Source organism: Streptomyces sp. NBC_00012 (assembly GCF_045040875.1).
GTDB lineage: Bacteria > Actinomycetota > Actinomycetes > Streptomycetales > Streptomycetaceae > Streptomyces.
The window spans coordinates 3,583,014-3,602,351 of sequence record NZ_CP108309.1 but is presented as its reverse complement, the minus strand read 5'-3'; the positions used below and the strand labels follow the sequence as shown (position 1 = coordinate 3,602,351).

Sequence of the window (19,338 nt, the reverse complement as noted above, 5' to 3'; positions counted from 1 at the left end):
CCGGCCCAGGAGTCACCATGCCGCGCTTCATGTCACTGATCCGCATCGACGAGCAGAGCCCCTTCGACGCCCCCGACCCCGAGTTCGAGGCGCGCATGGGCGCTCTGTTCGAGGAGATCACCAAGGCCGGCGTCATGCTGGAGACGGCCGGGCTCACCCCGACCTCCCAGGGGACCAGGGTCACCTGGTCCGGCGGGAAGCTCACCCACACCGACGGGCCCTTCACCGAGACCAAGGAGGTCGTCGGCGGCTACGCCATCCTCCAGGCCAAGGACAAGGAGGAGGCCCTGGAGTGGACCCGGCGGTTCCTGCAGATCCACCCGGCGCACTGGACCGTGACCTCCGAGGTCCGCCAGATCGACGAGGCCACCCTGGGCGCCTGAGCGCCCTGTCGGGTGGCCTCCGGCCGGGCGGCCATGCCCTGGCGCGCTTCTCCCGCGTTGTCGCCGGTCGCCGACGCTCCGCGTCGCTTCCCTCCTTCGCCTCGGAATCGCACGTACCGGCCCGCGTCGGCCATCTGATCGGAGGCCACCCGATAGGAGGTCACCCGGTCGGGGGCCGCCCGGCCCGAGGCCATCCGGTCGGAGGTCACCCGACAGGCTCTGACCTGCCCGCTTGCCCCGCCCCGGCACGGCTGCTGTGATGAGTGATCATGACGGCAGCAAGCCCGGGAACGGCGGCCGAAGCGGTCGAGGCGGTCTTCAGGATCGAGTCGGCACGGATCATCGCGGGTGTCACCCGCATCGTGCGGGACGTCGGCATCGCCGAGGAACTCGCGCAGGACGCCCTGGTGGCCGCACTGGAACAATGGCCGGAGTCAGGTGTCCCGGACCGGCCGGGCGCCTGGCTCATGGCCACCGCCAGACACCGCGCGATCGACCTCGTACGCCGCAAGGAGACCTATGCGCGCAAGCTCGCCGAGGTCGGGCGGTCCCTGGAGGACGTGCCGCCGCCCGAGCCCGCCGAGGCCGACGCCATCGACGACGATCTGCTCCGGCTGATCTTCACCGCCTGCCACCCGGTGCTCTCCACCGAGGCCCGGATCGCCCTCACCCTGCGGCTGCTCGGCGGACTCACCACCGAGGAGATCGCCCGCGCGTTCCTGGCCCCCGAACCGACCGTCGCCCAGCGCATCGTCCGGGCGAAACGGACCCTGGGCCGCGAGGGCATCCCCTTCGAGGTGCCGTACGGGCCCGAGCGCGCCGCCCGCCTCGGCTCCGTGCTCGAAGTCATCTACCTGGTCTTCAACGAGGGCTACGCGGCGACCGCGGGCGACGACTGGCTGCGCCCGGCGCTCTGCGAGGACGCGCTGCGGCTGGCCCGGGTGCTCACCGGCCTGATGGACCGGGAGCCCGAGGTCCATGGACTGGCCGCGCTGCTGGAGCTCCAGGCCTCGCGCACCGCCGCCAGGACCGGCCCGGACGGTGCGCCGGTGCTGCTCGCCGACCAGAACCGGGCCCGCTGGGACCGCCTGCTGATCCGGCGCGGGATCGCGGCCCTGGAGCGGGCCGTGGCGGCGACCGCGCAGGGGACCGGGCTCGGCCCGTACACCGTGCAGGCCGCGATCGCCGCCTGCCACGCACGCGCCGTGACGAACCAGGACACCGACTGGACCACCATCGCCGCCCTCTACGACCGCCTCGCCGCGATCGCACCGTCCCCGGTCGTCGAGCTGAACCGGGCCGTGGCCGTCTCGATGGCACGGGGCCCGGCCGCCGGACTCACCCTGGTCGACGCCCTGACCGGCGACCCGGCGCTAAGGAACTACCACCTGCTGCCCAGCGTGCGCGGGGACCTGCTGGCCAGGACGGGGCGTACGGACGAGGCGCGGGCGGAGTTCGTACGGGCGGCGGGCCTGGCCCGCAACGAACGGGAACGGGCGATGCTTCTGGGCCGTGCGGAACATCCGGCCCGCGACGGCCGATGAGTTCCGGCCGCCGGACGAGTCCACCCTTCACAGCTTCCCGTACCACCCGACAGGAGCAGACCATGCAGAAGATCACCACCTTCCTGTGGTTCGACACCCAGGCCGAAGAAGCGGCGAAGTACTACGTGTCCGTGTTCGGCGGCGACTCGAAGGTGCTCGGGACGACGTACTACAACGACGCCGCGCCGGGGCGGACGGGGTCGGTGATGACCGTCCGGTTCCGGCTGGCCGGTCAGGAGTACGTCGCGCTCAACGGCGGCCCGCAGTTCCCCTTCACCGAGGCGGTCTCGCTCTCCGTGGACTGCGCCACGCAGGAAGAGGTGGACGCCCTGTGGGCCGAGTTCACCGCGGACGGCGAGGAGGGGCAGTGCGGCTGGCTCAAGGACAGGTACGGCCTGTCCTGGCAGCTGGTGCCCCGCGGGTTCGAGGAGGCGATGTCCGACCCGGATCCGGCCAAGGCCGAGCGGGCCATGAAGGCGATGATGGGCATGCGGAAGCTGGACATCGAGGCGCTGCGCAACGCCTGAACCGGCCCCGGGGCGCGGTCGGTAGGGTCATGCCCATGTCTCGTCGCGCACAGCTGCCGCCACCGCCGCCGCCCGTGGAAATACGCGCCTGGCCCGACCGGGAGGCGCTGCTCGCCGACCGGGCCGCGGTGCTCGGGGAGCTGGTGAAGGCCCATGTGTCGCCGGGGCGGCTGGCGATGCTGTGGCTGTGGGGTGCGCTCTGCGCGTTCGGCTGGCTCCTGGTGGGCACGGCGCTCGTCACCTTCGAGGAGTCGTACGACGCCATCAGCGCCGGGATCGGCGTGATCATCGCCGCCATGGGTGCCTGCTGCGCGGTGCCCGCGGTCATCCTCGTCGTCGTCGGCCTGCGCCGGGACCGCAGGATCCGCCGACTGCTCGACGCCTGGGGCGGGTTGGACCGCGATCCGGCACGTGACGCGGCGCTGCGGATGCCGGGCGTCGGCACCGCCTGGCTGCTGATGTCCTTCGTGCTGTGCGCGGCCGGGTTGTACGCCTGCTTCGCCGTCCCGGCCAGTGGCGTGCTGAACGGCGGTGCCTACGGCCTGGCCGTCCTGGTCATGGGGCTCGGGCTGACCGGCTGGATCATCGGACTCATCGGCCTCGTCAAGGCGTTCGCCCACCGTCGCTGGGTGCTGCGGGTACTGGCCGGGGTGCCCGCCCCGGAGCCGCTGATATCCGTCGGGGGCGGCGCCCACCGCTGATCGCGGACCTATCCTGACGGGACACATGGGTCACGCCGGGGGAGGGCGACATGGAGTGGTACTGGTGGGTGCTCATCATCTTCTGGACGGGCGGCTTCGGATGGGCCGTCGACAACGTCCGTACGGCGCTGCGCAATCGGCACGACCGCAAGCTCGAACTGCTGGAGGCGTCCCAGCAGGAGCGGCTGGCCCTCGAAGCGGCGAACAGGCCGCCGGAGCCGGTCTGCGGCTGCACGCACCATCTCGCCAAGCACGACAAGCAGGGCAAGTGCCATGAGCGGGTCGAGGTGCCGACGGCCTGGGACGAGTCCAAGAAGCCGGTCCGCTTCGAGTCCGGACAGTGCAACTGCCAGCAGTACGTGGGTCCTCAGCCGCTCTCGCAGGTGTACGCCGAGGACCTGACCGACCTCGCCTGACGGCCGCCCGGTCAGGCCGGGCGGTCAGGCGGGGTGGTCAGGCCGGGTGGGGCAGCGGGTGGCCGATCAGCATCGTCGGTGCCCCGGCCACCCGGGTCAGGAAGACCGTCGCGGAGTTGGGGCCCTGGAGCTTCATCCTGCGTCGCAGCTCCTCCGGTTCGACCGCCGAGCCGCGCTTCTTGACGGTCAGCACGCCCACCTTCCGCTCCCGCAGCAGCGCCTTCAGCTTCTTCATGTTGAAGGGGAGCCGGTCGGTGATCTCGTACCCGGAGGTGTACGGGGACTCGTACGGCTCGTCGCCCGTGATGTACGCGATCGTCTCGTCGACCAGCCGGCCGTCGCACCGCCTCACGAGGTCGGCGACCAGATGGGCGCGGATGACGGCGCCGTCCGGCTCGTACAGATAGCGGCCCACCGGGCCGACCGGCGGGGCGGGCGGAGGGGCCGCGGACCACAGGGTGGCCCCGGCCGGGAGCACGGTGGCGCGGTACGAACCGGCCGCGAAGCCCTCGCCGAACCAGAGCACCGCCTCCTTCACGTCGCCGCCGTCCGAGATCCACTCGGCCTCCGCCTGCGCCGGGATCGCCTCGTGCGGGATGCCCGGGGCGATCTTCAGGGCGGCCCGGGGGGCCGCGAGCGCGGCGCCGGTCGCCCAGGAGAGCGGCGGTGAGTACGCCTCGGGGTCGAAGATCCGTCCCCTGCCGCCGCGCCGGGCCGGGTCGACGAAGACCGCGTCGTACGGCGAGGTGTCGATGCCGGTGACATCGGCGCACCGCACCTCGATCAGACCGTCCAGGCCCAGCGCGGCGGCGTTGGCGCGGGCCACCTCGGCGGTCAGCGGGTCGCGGTCGACGGCGAGCACGCGGATGCCCGCCCGCGCGAGCGCGATCGCGTCGCCACCGATCCCGCAGCAGAGATCGGCGACGCTGCGCACCCCGCCCGCGGCGAACCGCCGCGCGCGATGGGTGGCCACCGACGTACGGGTCGCCTGCTCGACGCCGTTGGGCGTGAAGAACATCCGGTACGCGTCCTCGGCGCCGAACTTCGCCTCCGCCCGCTGCCGCAGCCGCGCCTGTCCCAGCGCCGCCGAGACCAGGGGGGCCGGGTGGGAGCGGCGCAGCCGGGTGGCGGTGGCGAGTTCCCGGGAGGGGTCGTACGACCGCAGCCCGTCCAGGAGCGCGGTGCCCTCGGGGGTGCGCAGGGCGAGGAAGGCGGCGATGGGGTCGGGGGCGTCGGACCGGTCGTCGGCGTCGGACGGGTCGTTCGGGGCGAGAGCGTTCACCCGCCCCATTGTGAGCCAGCCGGGTAGACCGGCGGGCCCGGCGGCGGTGTCGGGCGGGGAGGCCCCCTCCGTGCTGGCAGTATGCGGCGCCATGCAGCTTGTACGACAAAACGAAAAAAACATCACGAAATGGTGCAGGGTGGACGTGTCCCGGTCCGGGCACGACCGGGGCTCCGGCCCGCACCGGCCCGCCTGCGTCGTCCTGGCCGCTCTCCTGGTCGCCGCGGTCGGCTCCGGCTGCGCCTCCGGGTCCGGCGGGCAGGTGAGCGACACCGAGTACCGGGACCGACCCCTGGCCGGGAACCCGGGTGCGAACCCGGAACCGAACCCCGGCGTGACCCCCGGTCCGAACCCCGCCGCCGGACACCCGGGCGGCCCCGGACGGCGGACCGGCCGGGGCGGTGCACCCGACGGGGCCCATGAGAACGCGAAGCTCGCCCCGGCCGTGCGGGCGGCGCTGGCCAAGAAATGGGGGCTGGACAGGACGCCGCTGATCGCGCCGCGGCCGCCCGCCGTGAAGCCGCGCATCACCACCCGCGAGGGATTCGAGGTGAAGGGCGGCGACGACTCGCTGCCGCCGGTCTTCACCACCGTCCCGACCAAGGACCGGGTCGTCTTCCTGACGATGGACGACGGTTCCGAGAAGGACCCCGAGCTGCTGCAGATGATGGACGAGCTGGACATCCCGTACAGCGCGTTCCTCAGCGACTACGAGGTGAGCGACAACTACGGGTACTTCGGCGAGGCCCAGCGGCTGGGCGTCACCATCAACAACCACACGCTCAACCACCCCTATCTGCCCGGACTCTCGTACGACGAGCAGGAACGCGAGATCTGCCACTCGCAGGAGATCATCGAGAAGAAGTTCGGCAAACGGCCCACTCTCTTCCGCCCGCCGTACGGCAACTACAACGGGGACACGCTGCGCATCGCGCAGTCCTGCGGGATCAAGGCCGTGCCCCTCTGGAACGCCGAGGCGTTCCCGGACCACATGGAGTGGCGCGAGGAGGACGAGGACCTGCACCCGGGCGACATCATCCTCACCCACTTCCGGGGCCGCGACGAATGGGACGGCAGCATGGCCGACCTGGTCCGGGCGGTCATGAAGACCGTCACGGACAGGGGATACGCCGTGGCCCGGCTGGAGGACTACGTATGAGAAGGGCGCACCGGCTGCTGGCCGGACTGCTGGTGGCCGGTGCGCTCCTCGCCGCCACCGGCTGCGCGCAGTCGGTGGACCCGATCGAGCGGCTGGGCCGCAAGGCCGTCCAGAAGGTGAACCACCCGCCGCGGACGCCCGCGGCGGGCCCGCCCGCGCACGGTGATCACGGCGAGCCGGGGTCGATGGTCGTGGTCTCCTGCCGTCAGCCGCCGGAGTCCAGGCACTCGCGGTCGTCACCGCCGCTGAGGCACTGGTGGCCGTTCCGGCCGGGGTCGTACGCGGGGGGTGCGGGCGCCGGGTGCGAGCGGCGGTAGTCCTCGTAGCCGGCCTGCAACGTGATCACGCACAGCGCCAGCGCCGCCAGCAACTGGACCGCGCCCGCCCACGGCCACCTGTCGCGGATCAGTACGACGGCGACCAGGCAGATCACCGCGGTGATCCCGGCGAGGACGAGGGCGGGAGTCCAGTCCATCGGCGGCGGCTCCGTCGTTTCCCGGCCGTCGGGGTCCCGCCGCGAGAAGGCTTGCTGGAACGCGGCGACCGCACAGATCAGCCCTTCCAGGAGAACCAGCAGCAGCCCCAGGACCACATCGAGGCAGCCGTTCACGGCGCGCGATCCGTACGGGCGCCGCCCGGACGCGGGGTCTGGCTGCCGGTACGGGGAAAGGCGGGTCATCTCCACACGGTCGTACGGAACGGTCCGGTCCGTCCGTACGTTGCCTCCATGTTGTCCGGACTGTTGTCCGGACTGTTGTCCGGACGGTGTCGCGCCACGATCGCCTGAATTGGCACTCCGCTTGACCGAGTGCTAATCCCGGTCATAGTCTCGGTGCTGGCACTCACCACTGGAGAGTGCCAGCAGTACTGCGCGACTGGCAGGTCCGGCACCCGCGACGACGGATCGACCTGGTCGCCACCCAAGACTGTTACCCCGTGAGATCTCCGAAGGGGGAGACCGGATCGTGTCGACCGCCAGCACCAAGGTTGCGATCAAGCCGCTCGAGGACCGCATTGTGGTCCAGCCGCTCGACGCCGAGCAGACCACGGCCTCTGGCCTGGTCATTCCGGACACCGCCAAGGAGAAGCCCCAGGAGGGCGTCGTCCTGGCCGTGGGCCCGGGCCGCTTCGAGAACGGCGAGCGCCTTCCGCTCGACGTCAAGACCGGCGACGTCGTGCTGTACAGCAAGTACGGCGGCACCGAGGTGAAGTACAACGGCGAGGAGTACCTCGTCCTCTCGGCCCGCGACGTGCTCGCGATCGTCGAGAAGTAATTCACCCACGTTTGCTTCTGTTCTGCGCCCCTGGCCCCCGCGAATAACCAGCCGGGTGGTCGGGGGCGCAGTTCGTTCGAGAGGAAAGCTCAGCTCCCATGGCGAAGATCCTGAAGTTCGACGAGGACGCCCGTCGCGCCCTTGAGCGCGGCGTCAACAAGCTTGCCGACACGGTCAAGGTGACGATCGGCCCCAAGGGCCGCAACGTCGTCATCGACAAGAAGTTCGGCGCTCCCACCATCACCAACGACGGTGTCACCATCGCGCGCGAGGTCGAGCTCGACGACCCGTACGAGAACCTCGGTGCCCAGCTGGTGAAGGAGGTGGCGACCAAGACCAACGACGTCGCGGGTGACGGTACGACCACCGCCACCGTGCTGGCCCAGGCGCTCGTCCGCGAGGGTCTGCGCAACGTCGCCGCCGGTGCCTCCCCGGCCGCCCTGAAGAAGGGCATCGACGCCGCGGTCAAGGCCGTGTCCGAGGAGCTCCTCGCGACCGCCCGCCCGATCGACGACAAGACCGACATCGCCGCCGTGGCCGCGCTCTCCGCGCAGGACCCGCAGGTCGGCGAGCTCATCGCGGACGCGATGGACAAGGTCGGCAAGGACGGTGTCATCACCGTCGAGGAGTCCAACACCTTCGGTCTGGACCTCGACTTCACCGAGGGCATGGCCTTCGACAAGGGCTACCTGTCCCCGTACATGGTGACCGACCAGGAGCGTATGGAGGCCGTCCTCGACGACCCGTACATCCTGATCCACCAGGGCAAGATCGGCTCGATCCAGGAGCTGCTCCCGCTGCTGGAGAAGGTCATCCAGGCCGGTGGCTCCAAGCCGCTGCTGATCATCGCCGAGGACGTCGAGGGCGAGGCGCTGTCGACCCTCGTCGTCAACAAGATCCGTGGCACCTTCAACGCCGTCGCGGTGAAGGCCCCGGGCTTCGGTGACCGCCGCAAGGCCATGCTCGGCGACATCGCCACCCTCACCGGTGCGACCGTCATCGCCGAGGAGGTCGGCCTCAAGCTCGACCAGGCCGGTCTGGACGTGCTGGGCACCGCCCGCCGCGTCACCGTCTCCAAGGACGACACCACGATCGTGGACGGCGGCGGCGAGCCCGGCGACGTCAAGGGCCGGGTCAACCAGATCAAGGCCGAGATCGACGCCACCGACTCCGACTGGGACCGCGAGAAGCTCCAGGAGCGCCTCGCGAAGCTGGCCGGCGGCGTGTGCGTGATCCGCGTCGGTGCCGCCACCGAGGTGGAGCTCAAGGAGAAGAAGCACCGTCTGGAGGACGCCATCTCCGCGACCCGCGCCGCGGTCGAGGAGGGCATCGTCTCCGGTGGTGGCTCCGCTCTGGTCCACGCCGTCAAGGTCCTGGAGGGCAACCTCGACAAGACCGGCGACGAGGCCACCGGTGTCGCGGTCGTGCGCCGCGCCGCGGTCGAGCCGCTGCGCTGGATCGCCGAGAACGCCGGCCTCGAGGGCTACGTCATCACCTCGAAGGTCTCCGAGCTCGACAAGGGCCAGGGCTTCAACGCCGCGACCGGCGAGTACGGCGACCTGGTGAAGGCCGGCGTCATCGACCCGGTCAAGGTCACCCGCTCCGCGCTGGAGAACGCCGCGTCCATCGCGTCGCTGCTGCTCACGACCGAGACCCTGGTCGTCGAGAAGCCGGCCGAGGAAGAGGCCGAGGCCGGCCACGGCGGCCACGGTCACTCGCACTGACGCGTAGCCACTGAGGGCTCGCAGCCCGCAGCAGGCAGACAGCCGAAGAAGGCCCCCTGTCCCACCGCCGAGCGGTGGGACAGGGGGCCTTCGGGCGTCCGGAGGACGTGGTGCCGAGGCGGACGAGCGCGGTAGGGGCCCGGGGGGCCGGGCCGGTCGGCCCGGCGGACCGGTCAGGCCGAGTGGCTCAGGCTCCCGGAGTGCACCGGGTCCGCGAAGGGCAGGCCGGCCGCGAACCGCTCCAGCTCGTCCAGTGCCTGGTCCGCCATCCGGTGCAGCTCGTCGCCCAGCGAACCCGCGATGTGCGGGGTGAGCAGCACGTTCGGCAGCGTGTACAACGGTGAGCCGGCGGGCGGGAGTTCGGGGTCCGTCACATCCAGCACCGCCTGGAGCCGTCCGGCCGTCAGCTCGGGCAGCAGCGCGTCCTCGTCGATCAGCGATCCCCGCGCCGTGTTGATCAGCGTCGTCCCGGCCGCCATGGCGGCCAGCTGCGCCGCACCGATCAGATGGTGGGTCTCCGGGAGCTGGGGCGCGTGCACCGAGACGACGTAGCTGCTCGCGCACAGCTCGTCGAGCGAGGTGAGCCGTACGCCGAGCCGTGCCGCCTCCGCGCCGTCCACGTACGGGTCGTACAGCAGCACGTCCAGGTCGAAGGGGCGCAGCAGCTCGATCACGCGCCGGCCGATCCGGGAGGCGCCGACGATGCCGACGGTGCGGCGGTAGTTGCCGGTCCCGTCGAGCTCCGCGAGCCAGTCGTGGTCGGCGCGCAGAGCGCGGTAGCGCTCCGCGGAGTGCAGCACCCGCTTGCCGGCGAACAGGATCGCGGCGAGGGTGAATTCGGCGACCGGCAGGGCGTTGGCCCCGGCCGCGGAGGTGACGGTGATGCCGCGTTCCCAGCAGGCGTCGGTGATGTGGTGCTTCACCGAACCCGCGGCGTGGACGACGGCCCGCAGCCGGGGCGCGCCCGCCAGTACCCCGGCGGTGAGCGGCGTCGCGCCCCAGCAGGTGAACAGCACCTCGGCCTCGGCGAGCGCGGCGGCCACCTCGGGCGTCGGGTCGGCCAGGTCGTGGGCGACGAAGGCCGGGTCGGTGCGGGTGAGGGCGGCCAGCCGGGTGCGGTGGCGGTCGGCGAGGAGGCGGTCGGCGATGCCGGGGCCCATCGCGAGCAGGGCCGTCGGCCGGTTGTCAGTGGCGTGGGGCATGGTGGGACTCGTACTCCTCAGGGCTCGCGGTGAGGTCACTTGACGCTGCCGGCGGTCAGTCCGGCCTTCCAGTGCCGCTGCAGCGAGACGAAGGCGACGATCAGGGGGATGACGGCGAGGAGCGACCCGGTGACGACGAGCGGGTAGAAGCTCGGCTCGCCGTGCGTGTTGGTGTTCCAGGAGTACAGACCGAGGCTCAGCGGGAAGAGCTTGCGGTCCGAGAGCATCACGAGGGGGAGGAAGAAGTTGTTCCAGATCGCGGTGAACTGGAAGAGGAAGACCGTCACGAAGCCCGGCATGACCATGCGCAGTCCGATGGACCAGAAGACGCGCAGCTCGCCGGCCCCGTCGATACGGGCGGCCTCCAGGGCCTCGTTCGGTATGTAGCCGGTGCTGAACACCCGGGCGAGATACACGCCGAACGGGTTGACCAGCACCGGGATCAGCACGGACCAGTAGGTGTTGACCAGGCCGGTCTTGGAGGCCAGGAGATACATCGGCAGGGCGAGCGCCGTGGTGGGCACCAGCACACCCATCAGGACCAGGGCGAACAGCTTCTCCTTGCCCCGGAATTCGTACTTGTCGAAGGCGTATCCCGCGGCGACGCAGATCAGCGAGCAGACGATCGCCCCGCCGCCCGCGTACATCAGGCTGTTGAGGTACCAGCGGAAGTAGATGCCGTCGCCGTAGGAGGCCAGGTTCGAGAGGTTCTCGCCGAGGTTGAAGCCCTCGAAGGAGAAGGCGTTGCCCGCGAGCAGACCGCCGGTGTCCTTCGTGGCGGCGGTGACCAGCCAGACGAGGGGGAAGAGCATGTAGACGACGGCGAGCACGAGAAAGCCGTTGACGGCGGTCTTCGACATCCAGCGGCTTCGGGAGGCGGGGGAGTTCATGCTTTCTTGCCCTTCCGGCCGGTGAAGCGGGTGACGACGAAGGACAGCAGCGCGGCCGTGAGCGCCAGCAGGATGGAGGCGGCCGCGGCGAGACCGTAGTCGTTGCGCTCGAAGGCCGCGGTGTACGCGTACATGTTCGGCGTCCAGGTGGAGGTGACGGCTGAGCCGGTCCCCTTGTTGAGGATCAGCGGCTCGGTGAACAGCTGGAGCGAGCCGATGACCGTGAACAGCGCGACCATCACGACGGAGGCGCGGATCAGCGGAACCTTGATGCTGAGCGCGACGCGCCAGGCACCGGCCCCGTCGACCGTCGCCGCTTCGAGCACGGAGCGGTCGATCGCCTGCAACGCGGCGTAGAAGATCACCATGTTGTAGCCGAGCCACTCCCACAGGGCGATGTTGACGATGGAGGGAAGGGCGCCTTCGGGGGAGAAGAAGTCGAAGCCGATCCCGCCGGACTCCATGGCGCTGACCACCGGGCTGAGCTGCGGTGTGTAGAGGTACACCCAGATCAGCGCGGCGATGATGCCGGGCACGGCATGCGGCAGGAAGAGCGCGAGCTGGAAGAACCGGCGGGCGCGGGCCAGCGTGGAGTCCAGCAGCAGGGCGAGGGCGAGGGCCCCGATGAGCAGCAGCGGAATGTAGAACAGGCAGTATCCGAGGAGTACGCCGAAGCCCTCGCGGAACGCCCGGTCGCCCAGGGCCGCCGTGTAGTTGTCGAGTCCGCTGAAGACGGTCTCGGTGCCGCCGAAGCCCAGTCCGGACTGCTTCTCGGTGAACAGGCTGAGCCAGACCGCGTAACCGATCGGCAGCACCATGGCCACGGTGAACAGTACGAAGAAGGGCCCCAGCAGGATGGCGGCGGCTCTGGTCGTCCGGGCGCGCTTCATCAGCCTGCGTCCTCGACCTTCAGACCGCGCTTCTTCAGCTCGGCGACCGTGGCGTCGTGCCCGGCCTTCACGGCGTCCTTGATGGTGGTGCCACCGCTCGCGACCTTGCCGAACTGGTCCTTCATGGTGGTGTTCGTGGTGCCGGTCGTCGGGCCCCAGTTCCAGTTCGGGCCGATCGACGTCGCGGCGCCCTCGAACACCTGGTAGATGTCCTCGCCGCCGTAGAAGCCGGCGTCGAAGGACTTCTTGGCCACCGGGCGCAGGGCCGCCGCGGCCGGGAAGGCGCTCGAAGTGCCGGACTCGATGCGGGCCTTGATGCCTTCCTCGGTGGTCGACATCCAGGTGGCGAACTCGACCGCGGCCTTCGCCTTCTTGCTGGTCTTGGTCACCGCGAAGGTGGAGCCGCCGAGCATGCCGCTGGCCGGCTTGCCGTCCCAGCTGGGCATCGGGGCGACGGCCCACTTGCCGCTCTGCTCGGGCAGCGTGCCCTTGAGGACACCCGCGCCCCAGGCGGCGCCGAGGTAGCCGACGGTGCCGCCGTTCTTGAGGGAGTTGGTCCACTCGGGGCTGAAGGAGGCGTTGGCGCGGATCAGGTCGTCGTCGAGCAGACCCTGCCAGTAGTCGGCGACCTTGTTGGTGGCCGCGTCGGCGGTGCTGACCTTCCAGGTGTCGCCCTCGGGCTTGTACCACTGGGCGCCGGCCTGCCAGGCCATCGCCTGGAAGGTGGTCGGGTCATCGGGGAAGAAGGTGCCGATCCGGGCCTTCTTGTCGGCCTTCTTGACCTTCTCGGCGGCCTTGCGGAACTCGTCCCAGGTCTTGGGGACCTCGACGCCGTACTTCTCGAAGAGGTCCTTGCGGTAGTAGAAGGACTGCGGCGAGGCGTCGAACGGAACGGCCCAGTTCTTGCCGCCGAGCGTCGTCAGCTCGACCGCCTGCGGCAGCAGCTTCTTCCGGATGTCCTCGGTGAAGTACTGGCCGATGTCCTGGAGCGCGCCCTGGCTGACGTACTCCGGAAGCTGCGGGTACTCGATGGAGACCAGGTCGGGGGCGTTGCCCGCCTTGACCGCGTTGGAGATCTTGGCGTAACCGCCCGCGTTGCCGGACGGGATCTCCTCGTACACCACCTTGATGTTCTTGTGCGAGGCGTTGAACGCGTCAACGACCTCCTTGGACCCCTTGGCCCAGCCCCAGAAGGTGATGCTGACGGGCTTGCCGTCGCTTCCGGCGGCGGAGTCGTCGTCGCCGCTGCCGCCACAGGCCGTGAGAAGGGCGAGGGCGGTGGCGGTGCCGACTACGGCGAGGGACGTTCTGCTCGGACTGCGGCTCACAGCGAGGCTCCTGAACTGGCGGCGACATTGGCGTTGGCCGTGATCCTTGGACCAGTCGTGACCGAAGTCAAGAGCGAAAGATCGATTGATCGAAAAAAGATCAGATAAGTTATCTACGGACGTACGTGGGATACCCTGCGGAATCGGGCACGCGAGCCGTGGGGACGCCGGCCCGCGGGCCTGCTCCGGCGCCTACGGGAGGCGTGCCCCGCACGAGTCCCTGACCCTCAGCTGCGGCAGCAGTGTCAGATGCCGCCGGGGAGCGCCCGCGCTCTGGCCCAGCCGCTCCACCAGCAGCTCGGTCGCGTGCCGTCCCACCTCGCGCTTGGGCGGCGCCACCGCCGTGAGCGGGGTGTCCGCGAGGGCCGCCACCTCGTCGTCGTAGGCGATCAGCGCCAGGTCCTCCGGCACCCGCACGCCCAGCTCGGCCAGGCGCTGCACCACCTGGATCGCGTCCACGTCGTTGTGGATCAGAGCCGCCGTCGCCACCCCCGACAGGACCGCCTCGCGCAGCGCCCGCACGGCCTCCTCGAAGGCGTCCGGGGCGAGTTCGGCCGGTACGGAATCGATCACGTCCTGCGGTGCGCGCAGCCCGAGCACGGCCAGGGCCTCCTGGTACCCGGACCGCACCGCGACGGCGGTCGGGGAGTCCGCGCGGGCCATCAGCAGCGGCGCCCCGTGCCCGAGGTCCACCAGGTGGCGGACGGCCAGCAGCACGCCGTGCGCGTGGTCCGAGCAGACCCGGTCCAGGCAGTCCAGCGGGGAGCCCGCGGTGGGCCTGCGCTCCAGCAGCACGGTCGGCACAGGCAGCGAGGCGATCCAGCCGCCGAACGCGGCGGGGTCGCCCGGGTCCTGCCAGCCGGGCGCGACCAGCAGTCCTTCGGCACCCGCGGAGAGCAGGCCCTCGGTGCGGGACTGGTCCTCCTGCGGCCGGTAGTCGGAGATCCGCAGGATGAGCCTGGCCCCGGCCCTGGCGGCGGCCTCGTGCGCGCCGCGGATGACCTCGGCGAAGTAGTAGGTCGACGAGGGCGCGAGCATGCCGAGGACCAGTCCGCTGCCCGTGGAACCGGGTCCGGCGGCGGCGCCCGGGGTGGCGTCCTGCGGCCAGGACACCGATCCGTGGACCCGGTCGAGCAGGCCGCGGCCGGCCAGCTCCTCCACGTCCCGGCGCGCCGTGACGGGCGAGACCCCCAGCAGTGAGGCCAGGTCCGAGACCCGGGCCGAACCCCGTTCCCGTACCAGCCCGAGCAGGCGGTCATGACGTTCAGCGGCACTCTCGCGCACGGCAGCAGTCCCCTCGCAGTGTGTGACCCGGACCCCGCTCCCCGATCCGGCCTGGCCCAGACAGAAGACCCTAGACCAACGTGATCGAACGACGGGAGTTTCGATCATTCAAACGTTATCCATTGACGTTCGATCAATCCGAGTCCAGGATTCCGGCGATGCGGACTCGGCCCCGCCCCATTCCGACTGTCCGCCCCACTCCGACTGTCCGTCCCGACCCTGACTGTTCGTACGGAGGAATTGTGAGACATCGCCTCACCGCCGCGGCGCTCGCGGCCCTGACCGCCGCCGGCGGCCTGACCGTCGTGAGCCAGACCGCCGCACAGGCCGCGCCCACCGGCCGCACCTTCCACGTCGACTGCGCCGCGGACCCGGCCGGTGCCACCGGCAGCAAGAAGCACCCCTGGACCTCGCTCGCCGAGGCCAACGCGCAGACCTACGGCCCCGGCGACCGGCTTCTGTTCAAGCGCGGCGCCACCTGCACCGGCACCCTCGCCCCCACGGGCTCCGGATCCGCCCGCGCCCCGTTCACCATCGCCGACTACGGCAGCGGCCCGGCCCGCGCCAGGCTCGACGGCGCGGGCGCCCACGACGTCGTCCTGCTCGCCAACACCCAGTACCTGCACCTCAAGGCGCTGGAGATCACCAACGCCGACAACCCCGGCAGCGAGCGCAACGGTGTCCGCCTCCGCCTCACCGACTACGGAGTCGCCCGCGGCTTCGACATCTCCGGCCTCTACATCCACGATGTGCGCGGCGGCGACTACAAGACGGTCTCCGGCTCCAGCGCGATCCACATCGCGGTCGAGGGCAAGGCCAAGGCCAGCTGGTACGACGGCCTGGACATCGGCCACAACCGCATCGAGGACGTCGACCGCGAGGGCATCTACTTCAAGTCGACCTTCTCCAAGCGCGATCTGGTCGGCCAGCAGCAGGACCCGAACGTGTACCCGGGGGAGTGGACGCCCAGCACCGGCGTCCGTATCCACCACAACACGCTCAAGTCCCTGGCCGGCGACGGCATGAAGCTCGACACCACCAGCGGCGCCCGCGTCGACCACAACCGGGTCGACGGCTTCCAGCTCCGCTCGCCCTCCGCCAACGCGGGCATCTGGACCTTCAACACCGACGACACGACCGTCGAGTACAACGAGGTCTCCGGCGGCGGCAACACCCACGACGGGATGTCCTTCGACGCCGACGGCGCCTCCCAGAACACCGTCTTCCAGTACAACTACAGCCACGACAACGAGGGCGGCTTCCTGCTGATCTGCCCGTACAGCGGCGCCAAGACCATCGGCACGGTCGCCCGCTACAACGTCAGCAGCAATGACGGCGCCCGCCTCGTCCAGAACTGCTGGGGCCCGATCCTGGGCACCGAGATCTACAACAACACCTTCCACAACAAGGAGCAGATCCCCGGCTACCTCGTCCAGGACGACGCCGGCAGCCCCGCCACCACCCAGCACGAACTGTCCATCCGCAACAACATCTTCGTGAGCGAGGGCACCGGCGGCTACGCCTTCAAGAACCCGACCCCCGGGCTCTCCTTCGACCACAACGCCTTCTACGGCATCGACATGACCCGTCCGAACCCCGGCGGCATCACGGCCGACCCGAAGCTCCGGGCCGACTTCCGGCTCGGCGCCGGCTCGCCCGCCCTCGCCGCCGGAGCCGTCATCGAGAACAACGGCGGCAAGGACTACTTCGGCAACGAACTGAAGCCCGGCGCCCCCAACATCGGCGCCTACGCAGGCCCCGGGGTGCGGTAACCGGCCGCTCACTGAGGACCGTACTTGCGGCCTGTCTTGGAGGTCATCCCTCCGAGCAGGCCGCGCGGTGTCACCTTCACGACCCCCATCAGCGCCTTGTACCGGGGATCGGGGACCGAGAGCGACTTGCCGCGCGCCAGGTCCGCCAGGGCCGTCGCCACCAGCTTGTCCGCGTCGAGCCACATCCAGCCCGGGATGTTGCCGGTGCCCATCCCGGCCCTCTCGTGGAACTCCGTCCGCACGAACCCGGGGCACAGCGCCATCAGCCGAACCCCCGTACCGGCCATGTCCTTCGCCGCGCCCTGGGTGAACTGCACGACCCATGCCTTGGACGCGCCGTACGTCCCGCGCGGCACGAACGCGGCCACCGAGGCCACGTTGACCACGCCGCCCCGGCCGCGCTCCCGCATCCCGGCGGCCGCCGCCGAGGTCAGCCGCAGCACCGCCTCGCAATGCACCTTCAGCATCTTCAGCTCGTCGGCCATGGGCACGTCCAGGTAGTGGCCCTTGTTGCCGAACCCGGCATTGTTGACCAGCAGGTCGACCGGATGGCGACGGTCCGTCAACCGGTCCTCGACCGAGGCGATCTGGTCGTCCTCGGACAGATCGGCCCTCAGTACCTCGGCCTCGATGCCGTGCCGGTCGTGCAGCTCCGTCGCCTGCTCGCGCAGCCGCTCCGTGTCGCGCGCCACCAGCACCAGGTTGTGCCCGTCCGCCGCGAGCCGCCGCGCGAAGGCGGCACCGATCCCCGCGGTCGCGCCCGTAATCAGTGCAGTCGTCATACGCGGCACGTTAGTGCTTGTCCGGCACCTCGTGATCAGCTGTCCGCCGCCGACTTCCCGACGTACTTCCGAACGGCACGCAGCGTCCCGGGATGCAGCGCGTCCCCGGCCGAGAGCAGCTCCGGCAGCAGGTCCCGTCGCGTCGTCGAGGCCAGGAACTCCATCTGCACGGTGACGTCGTGATCCGGGCGGTGCACGATCTCGACCGGATCCCCGGCCCGGATCTCCCCCGGCTCGATCACCCGCAGATAGGCACCGGGGGCCGCGGCCTGCGTGAACCGCTTGACCCAGCGCTCCTCGCCGACATGACCGGCGAACGTGCGGCACGGAATCCGGCCCGACGTGACCTCCAGCACCAGGCCGGCGCCGATCCGCCAGCGCTCGCCGATCCTCGCGCCGCTCACATCGACCCCACGGGTCGTCAGGTTCTCGCCGAACGCGCCGTTGGCCAGCGGGTGCCCGAGCTCCCGCTCCCACGCGTCGAGCTCCTCGCGGGCGAAGGCGTACACCGCCTGGTCGGAGCCGCCGTGATGGCGCAGATCGCACACCGAGTCCCCGGCCAGACCGCTGCCGCCGGTGCCCTTGGGTCCGGGGTCGGCGACCCGTACCGGCCCATCGGCCGGCCGCTTGTCGATGCCGGTCACGCCGGCGGGGGCGTCGGTGTAGGGGACGGCCTTCGGGCGCCCCGTGTTCACGGTCAGCAGCCGCATCGGCCCGGTCGGTTCCATGGACTTCATACCGACAACGCTAACCAGTCCACGCTCAAAGATGTGCAGCAATTATTCGCACCCGACCCAAGAGCCGCTTATGGTTGAAGGGTGATCGAAGCCCGTCATCTCCGTGTCCTGCGTGCCGTGGCCGCCACCGGCTCGTTCTCCGCCGCCGCCCGCGAACTGGGCTGCACCCAGCCCGCGGTCAGCCAGCAGATGAAGGCCCTGGAGGCTTCGGCGGGCACCACGCTGCTGATCCGTACCGGACGCGAGATGCGGCTCACCCAGGCCGGCGAGGCCCTCGTCCGGCACGCCGCCGGCATCCTCGCCGGTCTCACCGCCGCCGAGGAGGAGGTCGCCGCCATCGCCGGGCTGCGGGCCGGCCGGGTCCGGCTCGTCTCGTTCCCCAGCGGCAGCTCCACGCTGGTCCCCGGCGCCCTCGCCGCACTGCGCGTCGCCCACCCCGGCACCCGGGTCTCGCTGGTGGAGGCCGAGCCGCCGCGCTCGGTCGAGATGCTGCGCGAGGGCGACTGCGACATCGCGCTGGCGTTCCGCTACGGAGCCTCCGGCGCCGAATGGGACGACCTGGTGGTGCGCCCGCTGCTCACCGACCGGCTGATCGGCCTGGTCCCCGAGGGGCACCGGCTGTCGCGTTCCGCCGAGGTGGGCATCGCCGAGCTCGCCGAGGAGTCCTGGATCGCGGGCTGCCCGCGCTGCCGCCGCCAGCTCGTGGAGGTCTGCGAGGCGTCGGGCTTCACCCCCCGGATCGACTTCGCCACCGACGACTACCCGGCGGTGGTCGGCCTCGTCGGCGCCGGACTCGGGGTCGCCGTACTGCCGGAGCTGGCCATCGAGTCGGTACGCCCCAAGGGGGCACGCACCGTGACGGTGGAGCCGGCCATCGAGCGCGAGATCGTCGCGCTGACCCTGCCCGACCTGGCCCAGGTCCCGGCGGTGGCGGCCACCCTGGACCGGCTGTCCTTGGCGGCCGCCCGCTGAGGAGCCTGCCTGTGCCCCGGCCCCCAGTCGGTGGCCGGGTGCGTCGCACCCTCAGCGCGGAAACGATTCTCTTTTGTCTGTGCGGGTGTGGCGGGATCAGCCGTGCCCCGGAACGCCCGACGGTGCCGCGGCCGCGATCAGCCGGCTGCGGGCCCGTCCCATGAGCTCCTCGCGTTCGTCCTCGGTCAGCCCGCCCCACACTCCGTAGGGCTCTCGCACCGCCAGGGCGTGTGCCGCGCACTCGGCGCGTACCGGGCATCGCATGCAGACCTCTTTCGCCGAGTTCTCGCGGGCGCTCCGTGCCGCCCCGCGCTCACCCTCCGGGTGGAAGAACAGCGAGCTGTCCACCCCGCGGCAGGCCGCCAGCAGCTGCCAGTCCCAGAGGTCGGCGTTGGGTCCGGGTAGGCGGGAGAAATCTGCCATTGCTTGTCCCCTCGAAACCATGCTGAGTCGGAAACGTCGTTGTCGTCC

General features: G+C 70.8%; 20 protein-coding genes. 10 read left to right on the top strand and 10 right to left on the bottom strand.

What is annotated here, in order from left to right; genetic code table 11:
- The first annotated feature begins 17 nt into the window (after nucleotides 1-17).
- From OHA19_RS16300 to OHA19_RS16280, 5 genes are all read left to right on the top strand, one after another.
- Nucleotides 18-383, top strand: coding sequence for a YciI family protein (locus OHA19_RS16300; protein WP_405715870.1), 366 nt, complete (start codon nucleotides 18-20; stop codon nucleotides 381-383).
- Between the two features lie 269 nt (nucleotides 384-652).
- Complete coding sequence (locus OHA19_RS16295; protein WP_405715872.1) at nucleotides 653-1,927, top strand: RNA polymerase sigma factor; 1,275 nt, start codon at nucleotides 653-655, stop codon at nucleotides 1,925-1,927.
- A gap of 62 nt (nucleotides 1,928-1,989) precedes the next feature.
- Nucleotides 1,990-2,454 carry a VOC family protein gene (locus OHA19_RS16290; RefSeq protein ID WP_405715874.1) on the top strand — a complete coding sequence of 155 codons (465 nt, stop codon included), beginning with the start codon at nucleotides 1,990-1,992 and terminating at the stop codon, nucleotides 2,452-2,454.
- Nucleotides 2,455-2,489: 35 nt separating this feature from the next.
- On the top strand, nucleotides 2,490-3,155 hold the full coding sequence (locus OHA19_RS16285; protein ID WP_405715876.1) for a hypothetical protein: 666 nt from the start codon (nucleotides 2,490-2,492) through the stop codon (nucleotides 3,153-3,155).
- Nucleotides 3,156-3,205: 50 nt separating this feature from the next.
- Nucleotides 3,206-3,571, top strand: coding sequence for a hypothetical protein (locus tag OHA19_RS16280; protein ID WP_405715877.1), 366 nt, complete (start codon nucleotides 3,206-3,208; stop codon nucleotides 3,569-3,571).
- A 37-nt stretch (nucleotides 3,572-3,608) separates the two neighbouring features.
- On the opposite strand, the gene OHA19_RS16275 is transcribed toward OHA19_RS16280, so the two are convergent.
- Entirely contained in the window at nucleotides 3,609-4,862 is a 1,254-nt protein-coding gene (locus OHA19_RS16275; RefSeq protein ID WP_405721789.1) for a THUMP-like domain-containing protein, read from the bottom strand.
- 82 nt (nucleotides 4,863-4,944) lie between these two features.
- Between OHA19_RS16275 and OHA19_RS16270 the strand changes: the two genes are divergently transcribed.
- Complete coding sequence (locus OHA19_RS16270) at nucleotides 4,945-6,012, top strand: polysaccharide deacetylase family protein (protein ID WP_405750621.1); 1,068 nt, start codon at nucleotides 4,945-4,947, stop codon at nucleotides 6,010-6,012.
- 205 nt (nucleotides 6,013-6,217) lie between these two features.
- Here OHA19_RS16270 and OHA19_RS16265 read toward each other — a convergent pair whose 3' ends face one another.
- Nucleotides 6,218-6,691, bottom strand: coding sequence for a DUF6234 family protein (locus tag OHA19_RS16265; RefSeq protein WP_405715881.1), 474 nt, complete (start codon nucleotides 6,689-6,691; stop codon nucleotides 6,218-6,220).
- A gap of 286 nt (nucleotides 6,692-6,977) precedes the next feature.
- Here OHA19_RS16265 and groES point away from each other — a divergent pair, with 286 nt between their 5' ends.
- Both groES and groL read left to right on the top strand, forming a co-directional pair.
- Nucleotides 6,978-7,286, top strand: coding sequence for a co-chaperone GroES (gene groES, locus OHA19_RS16260; protein WP_124716902.1), 309 nt, complete (start codon nucleotides 6,978-6,980; stop codon nucleotides 7,284-7,286).
- Nucleotides 7,287-7,384: 98 nt separating this feature from the next.
- Complete coding sequence (gene groL, locus OHA19_RS16255) at nucleotides 7,385-9,010, top strand: chaperonin GroEL (RefSeq protein WP_124716901.1); 1,626 nt, start codon at nucleotides 7,385-7,387, stop codon at nucleotides 9,008-9,010.
- A gap of 173 nt (nucleotides 9,011-9,183) precedes the next feature.
- Here the strand turns inward: groL and OHA19_RS16250 are convergent, their stop codons facing one another.
- The 5 genes from OHA19_RS16250 to OHA19_RS16230 form a co-directional block, all read right to left on the bottom strand.
- Nucleotides 9,184-10,212 (bottom strand): hydroxyacid dehydrogenase, encoded by a 1,029-nt coding sequence (locus tag OHA19_RS16250; protein WP_405715883.1) that lies wholly within the window; start codon nucleotides 10,210-10,212, stop codon nucleotides 9,184-9,186.
- Between the two features lie 35 nt (nucleotides 10,213-10,247).
- On the bottom strand, nucleotides 10,248-11,102 hold the full coding sequence (locus OHA19_RS16245; RefSeq protein ID WP_405715885.1) for a carbohydrate ABC transporter permease: 855 nt from the start codon (nucleotides 11,100-11,102) through the stop codon (nucleotides 10,248-10,250).
- Nucleotides 11,099-11,992, bottom strand: coding sequence for a sugar ABC transporter permease (locus tag OHA19_RS16240; RefSeq protein WP_327273458.1), 894 nt, complete (start codon nucleotides 11,990-11,992; stop codon nucleotides 11,099-11,101). Before OHA19_RS16240 ends, OHA19_RS16245 begins: the two co-directional genes overlap by 4 nt.
- Nucleotides 11,992-13,320 (bottom strand): ABC transporter substrate-binding protein, encoded by a 1,329-nt coding sequence (locus OHA19_RS16235; RefSeq protein WP_405715887.1) that lies wholly within the window; start codon nucleotides 13,318-13,320, stop codon nucleotides 11,992-11,994. The genes OHA19_RS16240 and OHA19_RS16235 overlap by 1 nt, the downstream gene beginning before the upstream one ends.
- Before the next feature lie 192 nt (nucleotides 13,321-13,512).
- Nucleotides 13,513-14,604, bottom strand: coding sequence for a LacI family DNA-binding transcriptional regulator (locus tag OHA19_RS16230; RefSeq protein WP_405715889.1), 1,092 nt, complete (start codon nucleotides 14,602-14,604; stop codon nucleotides 13,513-13,515).
- 242 nt (nucleotides 14,605-14,846) lie between these two features.
- On the opposite strand from OHA19_RS16230, the gene OHA19_RS16225 reads away from it, so the two are divergent.
- Complete coding sequence (locus OHA19_RS16225) at nucleotides 14,847-16,376, top strand: right-handed parallel beta-helix repeat-containing protein (RefSeq protein WP_405715891.1); 1,530 nt, start codon at nucleotides 14,847-14,849, stop codon at nucleotides 16,374-16,376.
- An 8-nt stretch (nucleotides 16,377-16,384) separates the two neighbouring features.
- Here OHA19_RS16225 and OHA19_RS16220 read toward each other — a convergent pair whose 3' ends face one another.
- Both OHA19_RS16220 and OHA19_RS16215 read right to left on the bottom strand, forming a co-directional pair.
- Nucleotides 16,385-17,158 carry an SDR family NAD(P)-dependent oxidoreductase gene (locus OHA19_RS16220; RefSeq protein ID WP_405715892.1) on the bottom strand — a complete coding sequence of 258 codons (774 nt, stop codon included), beginning with the start codon at nucleotides 17,156-17,158 and terminating at the stop codon, nucleotides 16,385-16,387.
- Nucleotides 17,159-17,193: 35 nt separating this feature from the next.
- Nucleotides 17,194-17,868, bottom strand: coding sequence for an MOSC domain-containing protein (locus OHA19_RS16215; RefSeq protein ID WP_405721792.1), 675 nt, complete (start codon nucleotides 17,866-17,868; stop codon nucleotides 17,194-17,196).
- A 108-nt stretch (nucleotides 17,869-17,976) separates the two neighbouring features.
- Here OHA19_RS16215 and OHA19_RS16210 point away from each other — a divergent pair, with 108 nt between their 5' ends.
- Nucleotides 17,977-18,867, top strand: coding sequence for a LysR family transcriptional regulator (locus OHA19_RS16210; protein WP_405715893.1), 891 nt, complete (start codon nucleotides 17,977-17,979; stop codon nucleotides 18,865-18,867).
- 96 nt (nucleotides 18,868-18,963) lie between these two features.
- On the opposite strand, the gene OHA19_RS16205 is transcribed toward OHA19_RS16210, so the two are convergent.
- A complete protein-coding gene (locus OHA19_RS16205) occupies nucleotides 18,964-19,290 on the bottom strand; it encodes a WhiB family transcriptional regulator (protein WP_405715895.1) in 327 nt (108 codons plus the stop codon).
- Between the last annotated feature and the right edge of the window lie 48 nt (nucleotides 19,291-19,338).

What these genes read in the sequence shown, in the direction of transcription:
- OHA19_RS16300 (WP_405715870.1), top strand. Translation starts at nt 18, where the DNA reads ATGCCGCGCTTCATGTCACTGATCCGCATCGACGAGCAGAGCCCCTTC.
- OHA19_RS16295 (WP_405715872.1), top strand. Translation starts at nt 653, where the DNA reads ATGACGGCAGCAAGCCCGGGAACGGCGGCCGAAGCGGTCGAGGCGGTC.
- OHA19_RS16290 (WP_405715874.1), top strand. Translation starts at nt 1,990, where the DNA reads ATGCAGAAGATCACCACCTTCCTGTGGTTCGACACCCAGGCCGAAGAA.
- OHA19_RS16285 (WP_405715876.1), top strand. Translation starts at nt 2,490, where the DNA reads ATGTCTCGTCGCGCACAGCTGCCGCCACCGCCGCCGCCCGTGGAAATA.
- OHA19_RS16280 (WP_405715877.1), top strand. Translation starts at nt 3,206, where the DNA reads ATGGAGTGGTACTGGTGGGTGCTCATCATCTTCTGGACGGGCGGCTTC.
- OHA19_RS16275 (WP_405721789.1), bottom strand. Translation starts at nt 4,862, where the DNA reads ATGGGGCGGGTGAACGCTCTCGCCCCGAACGACCCGTCCGACGCCGAC.
- OHA19_RS16270 (WP_405750621.1), top strand. Translation starts at nt 4,945, where the DNA reads ATGCAGCTTGTACGACAAAACGAAAAAAACATCACGAAATGGTGCAGG.
- OHA19_RS16265 (WP_405715881.1), bottom strand. Translation starts at nt 6,691, where the DNA reads ATGACCCGCCTTTCCCCGTACCGGCAGCCAGACCCCGCGTCCGGGCGG.
- groL (WP_124716901.1), top strand. Translation starts at nt 7,385, where the DNA reads ATGGCGAAGATCCTGAAGTTCGACGAGGACGCCCGTCGCGCCCTTGAG.
- OHA19_RS16250 (WP_405715883.1), bottom strand. Translation starts at nt 10,212, where the DNA reads ATGCCCCACGCCACTGACAACCGGCCGACGGCCCTGCTCGCGATGGGC.
- OHA19_RS16245 (WP_405715885.1), bottom strand. Translation starts at nt 11,102, where the DNA reads ATGAACTCCCCCGCCTCCCGAAGCCGCTGGATGTCGAAGACCGCCGTC.
- OHA19_RS16240 (WP_327273458.1), bottom strand. Translation starts at nt 11,992, where the DNA reads ATGAAGCGCGCCCGGACGACCAGAGCCGCCGCCATCCTGCTGGGGCCC.
- OHA19_RS16220 (WP_405715892.1), bottom strand. Translation starts at nt 17,158, where the DNA reads ATGACGACTGCACTGATTACGGGCGCGACCGCGGGGATCGGTGCCGCC.
- OHA19_RS16215 (WP_405721792.1), bottom strand. Translation starts at nt 17,868, where the DNA reads ATGCGGCTGCTGACCGTGAACACGGGGCGCCCGAAGGCCGTCCCCTAC.
- OHA19_RS16205 (WP_405715895.1), bottom strand. Translation starts at nt 19,290, where the DNA reads ATGGCAGATTTCTCCCGCCTACCCGGACCCAACGCCGACCTCTGGGAC.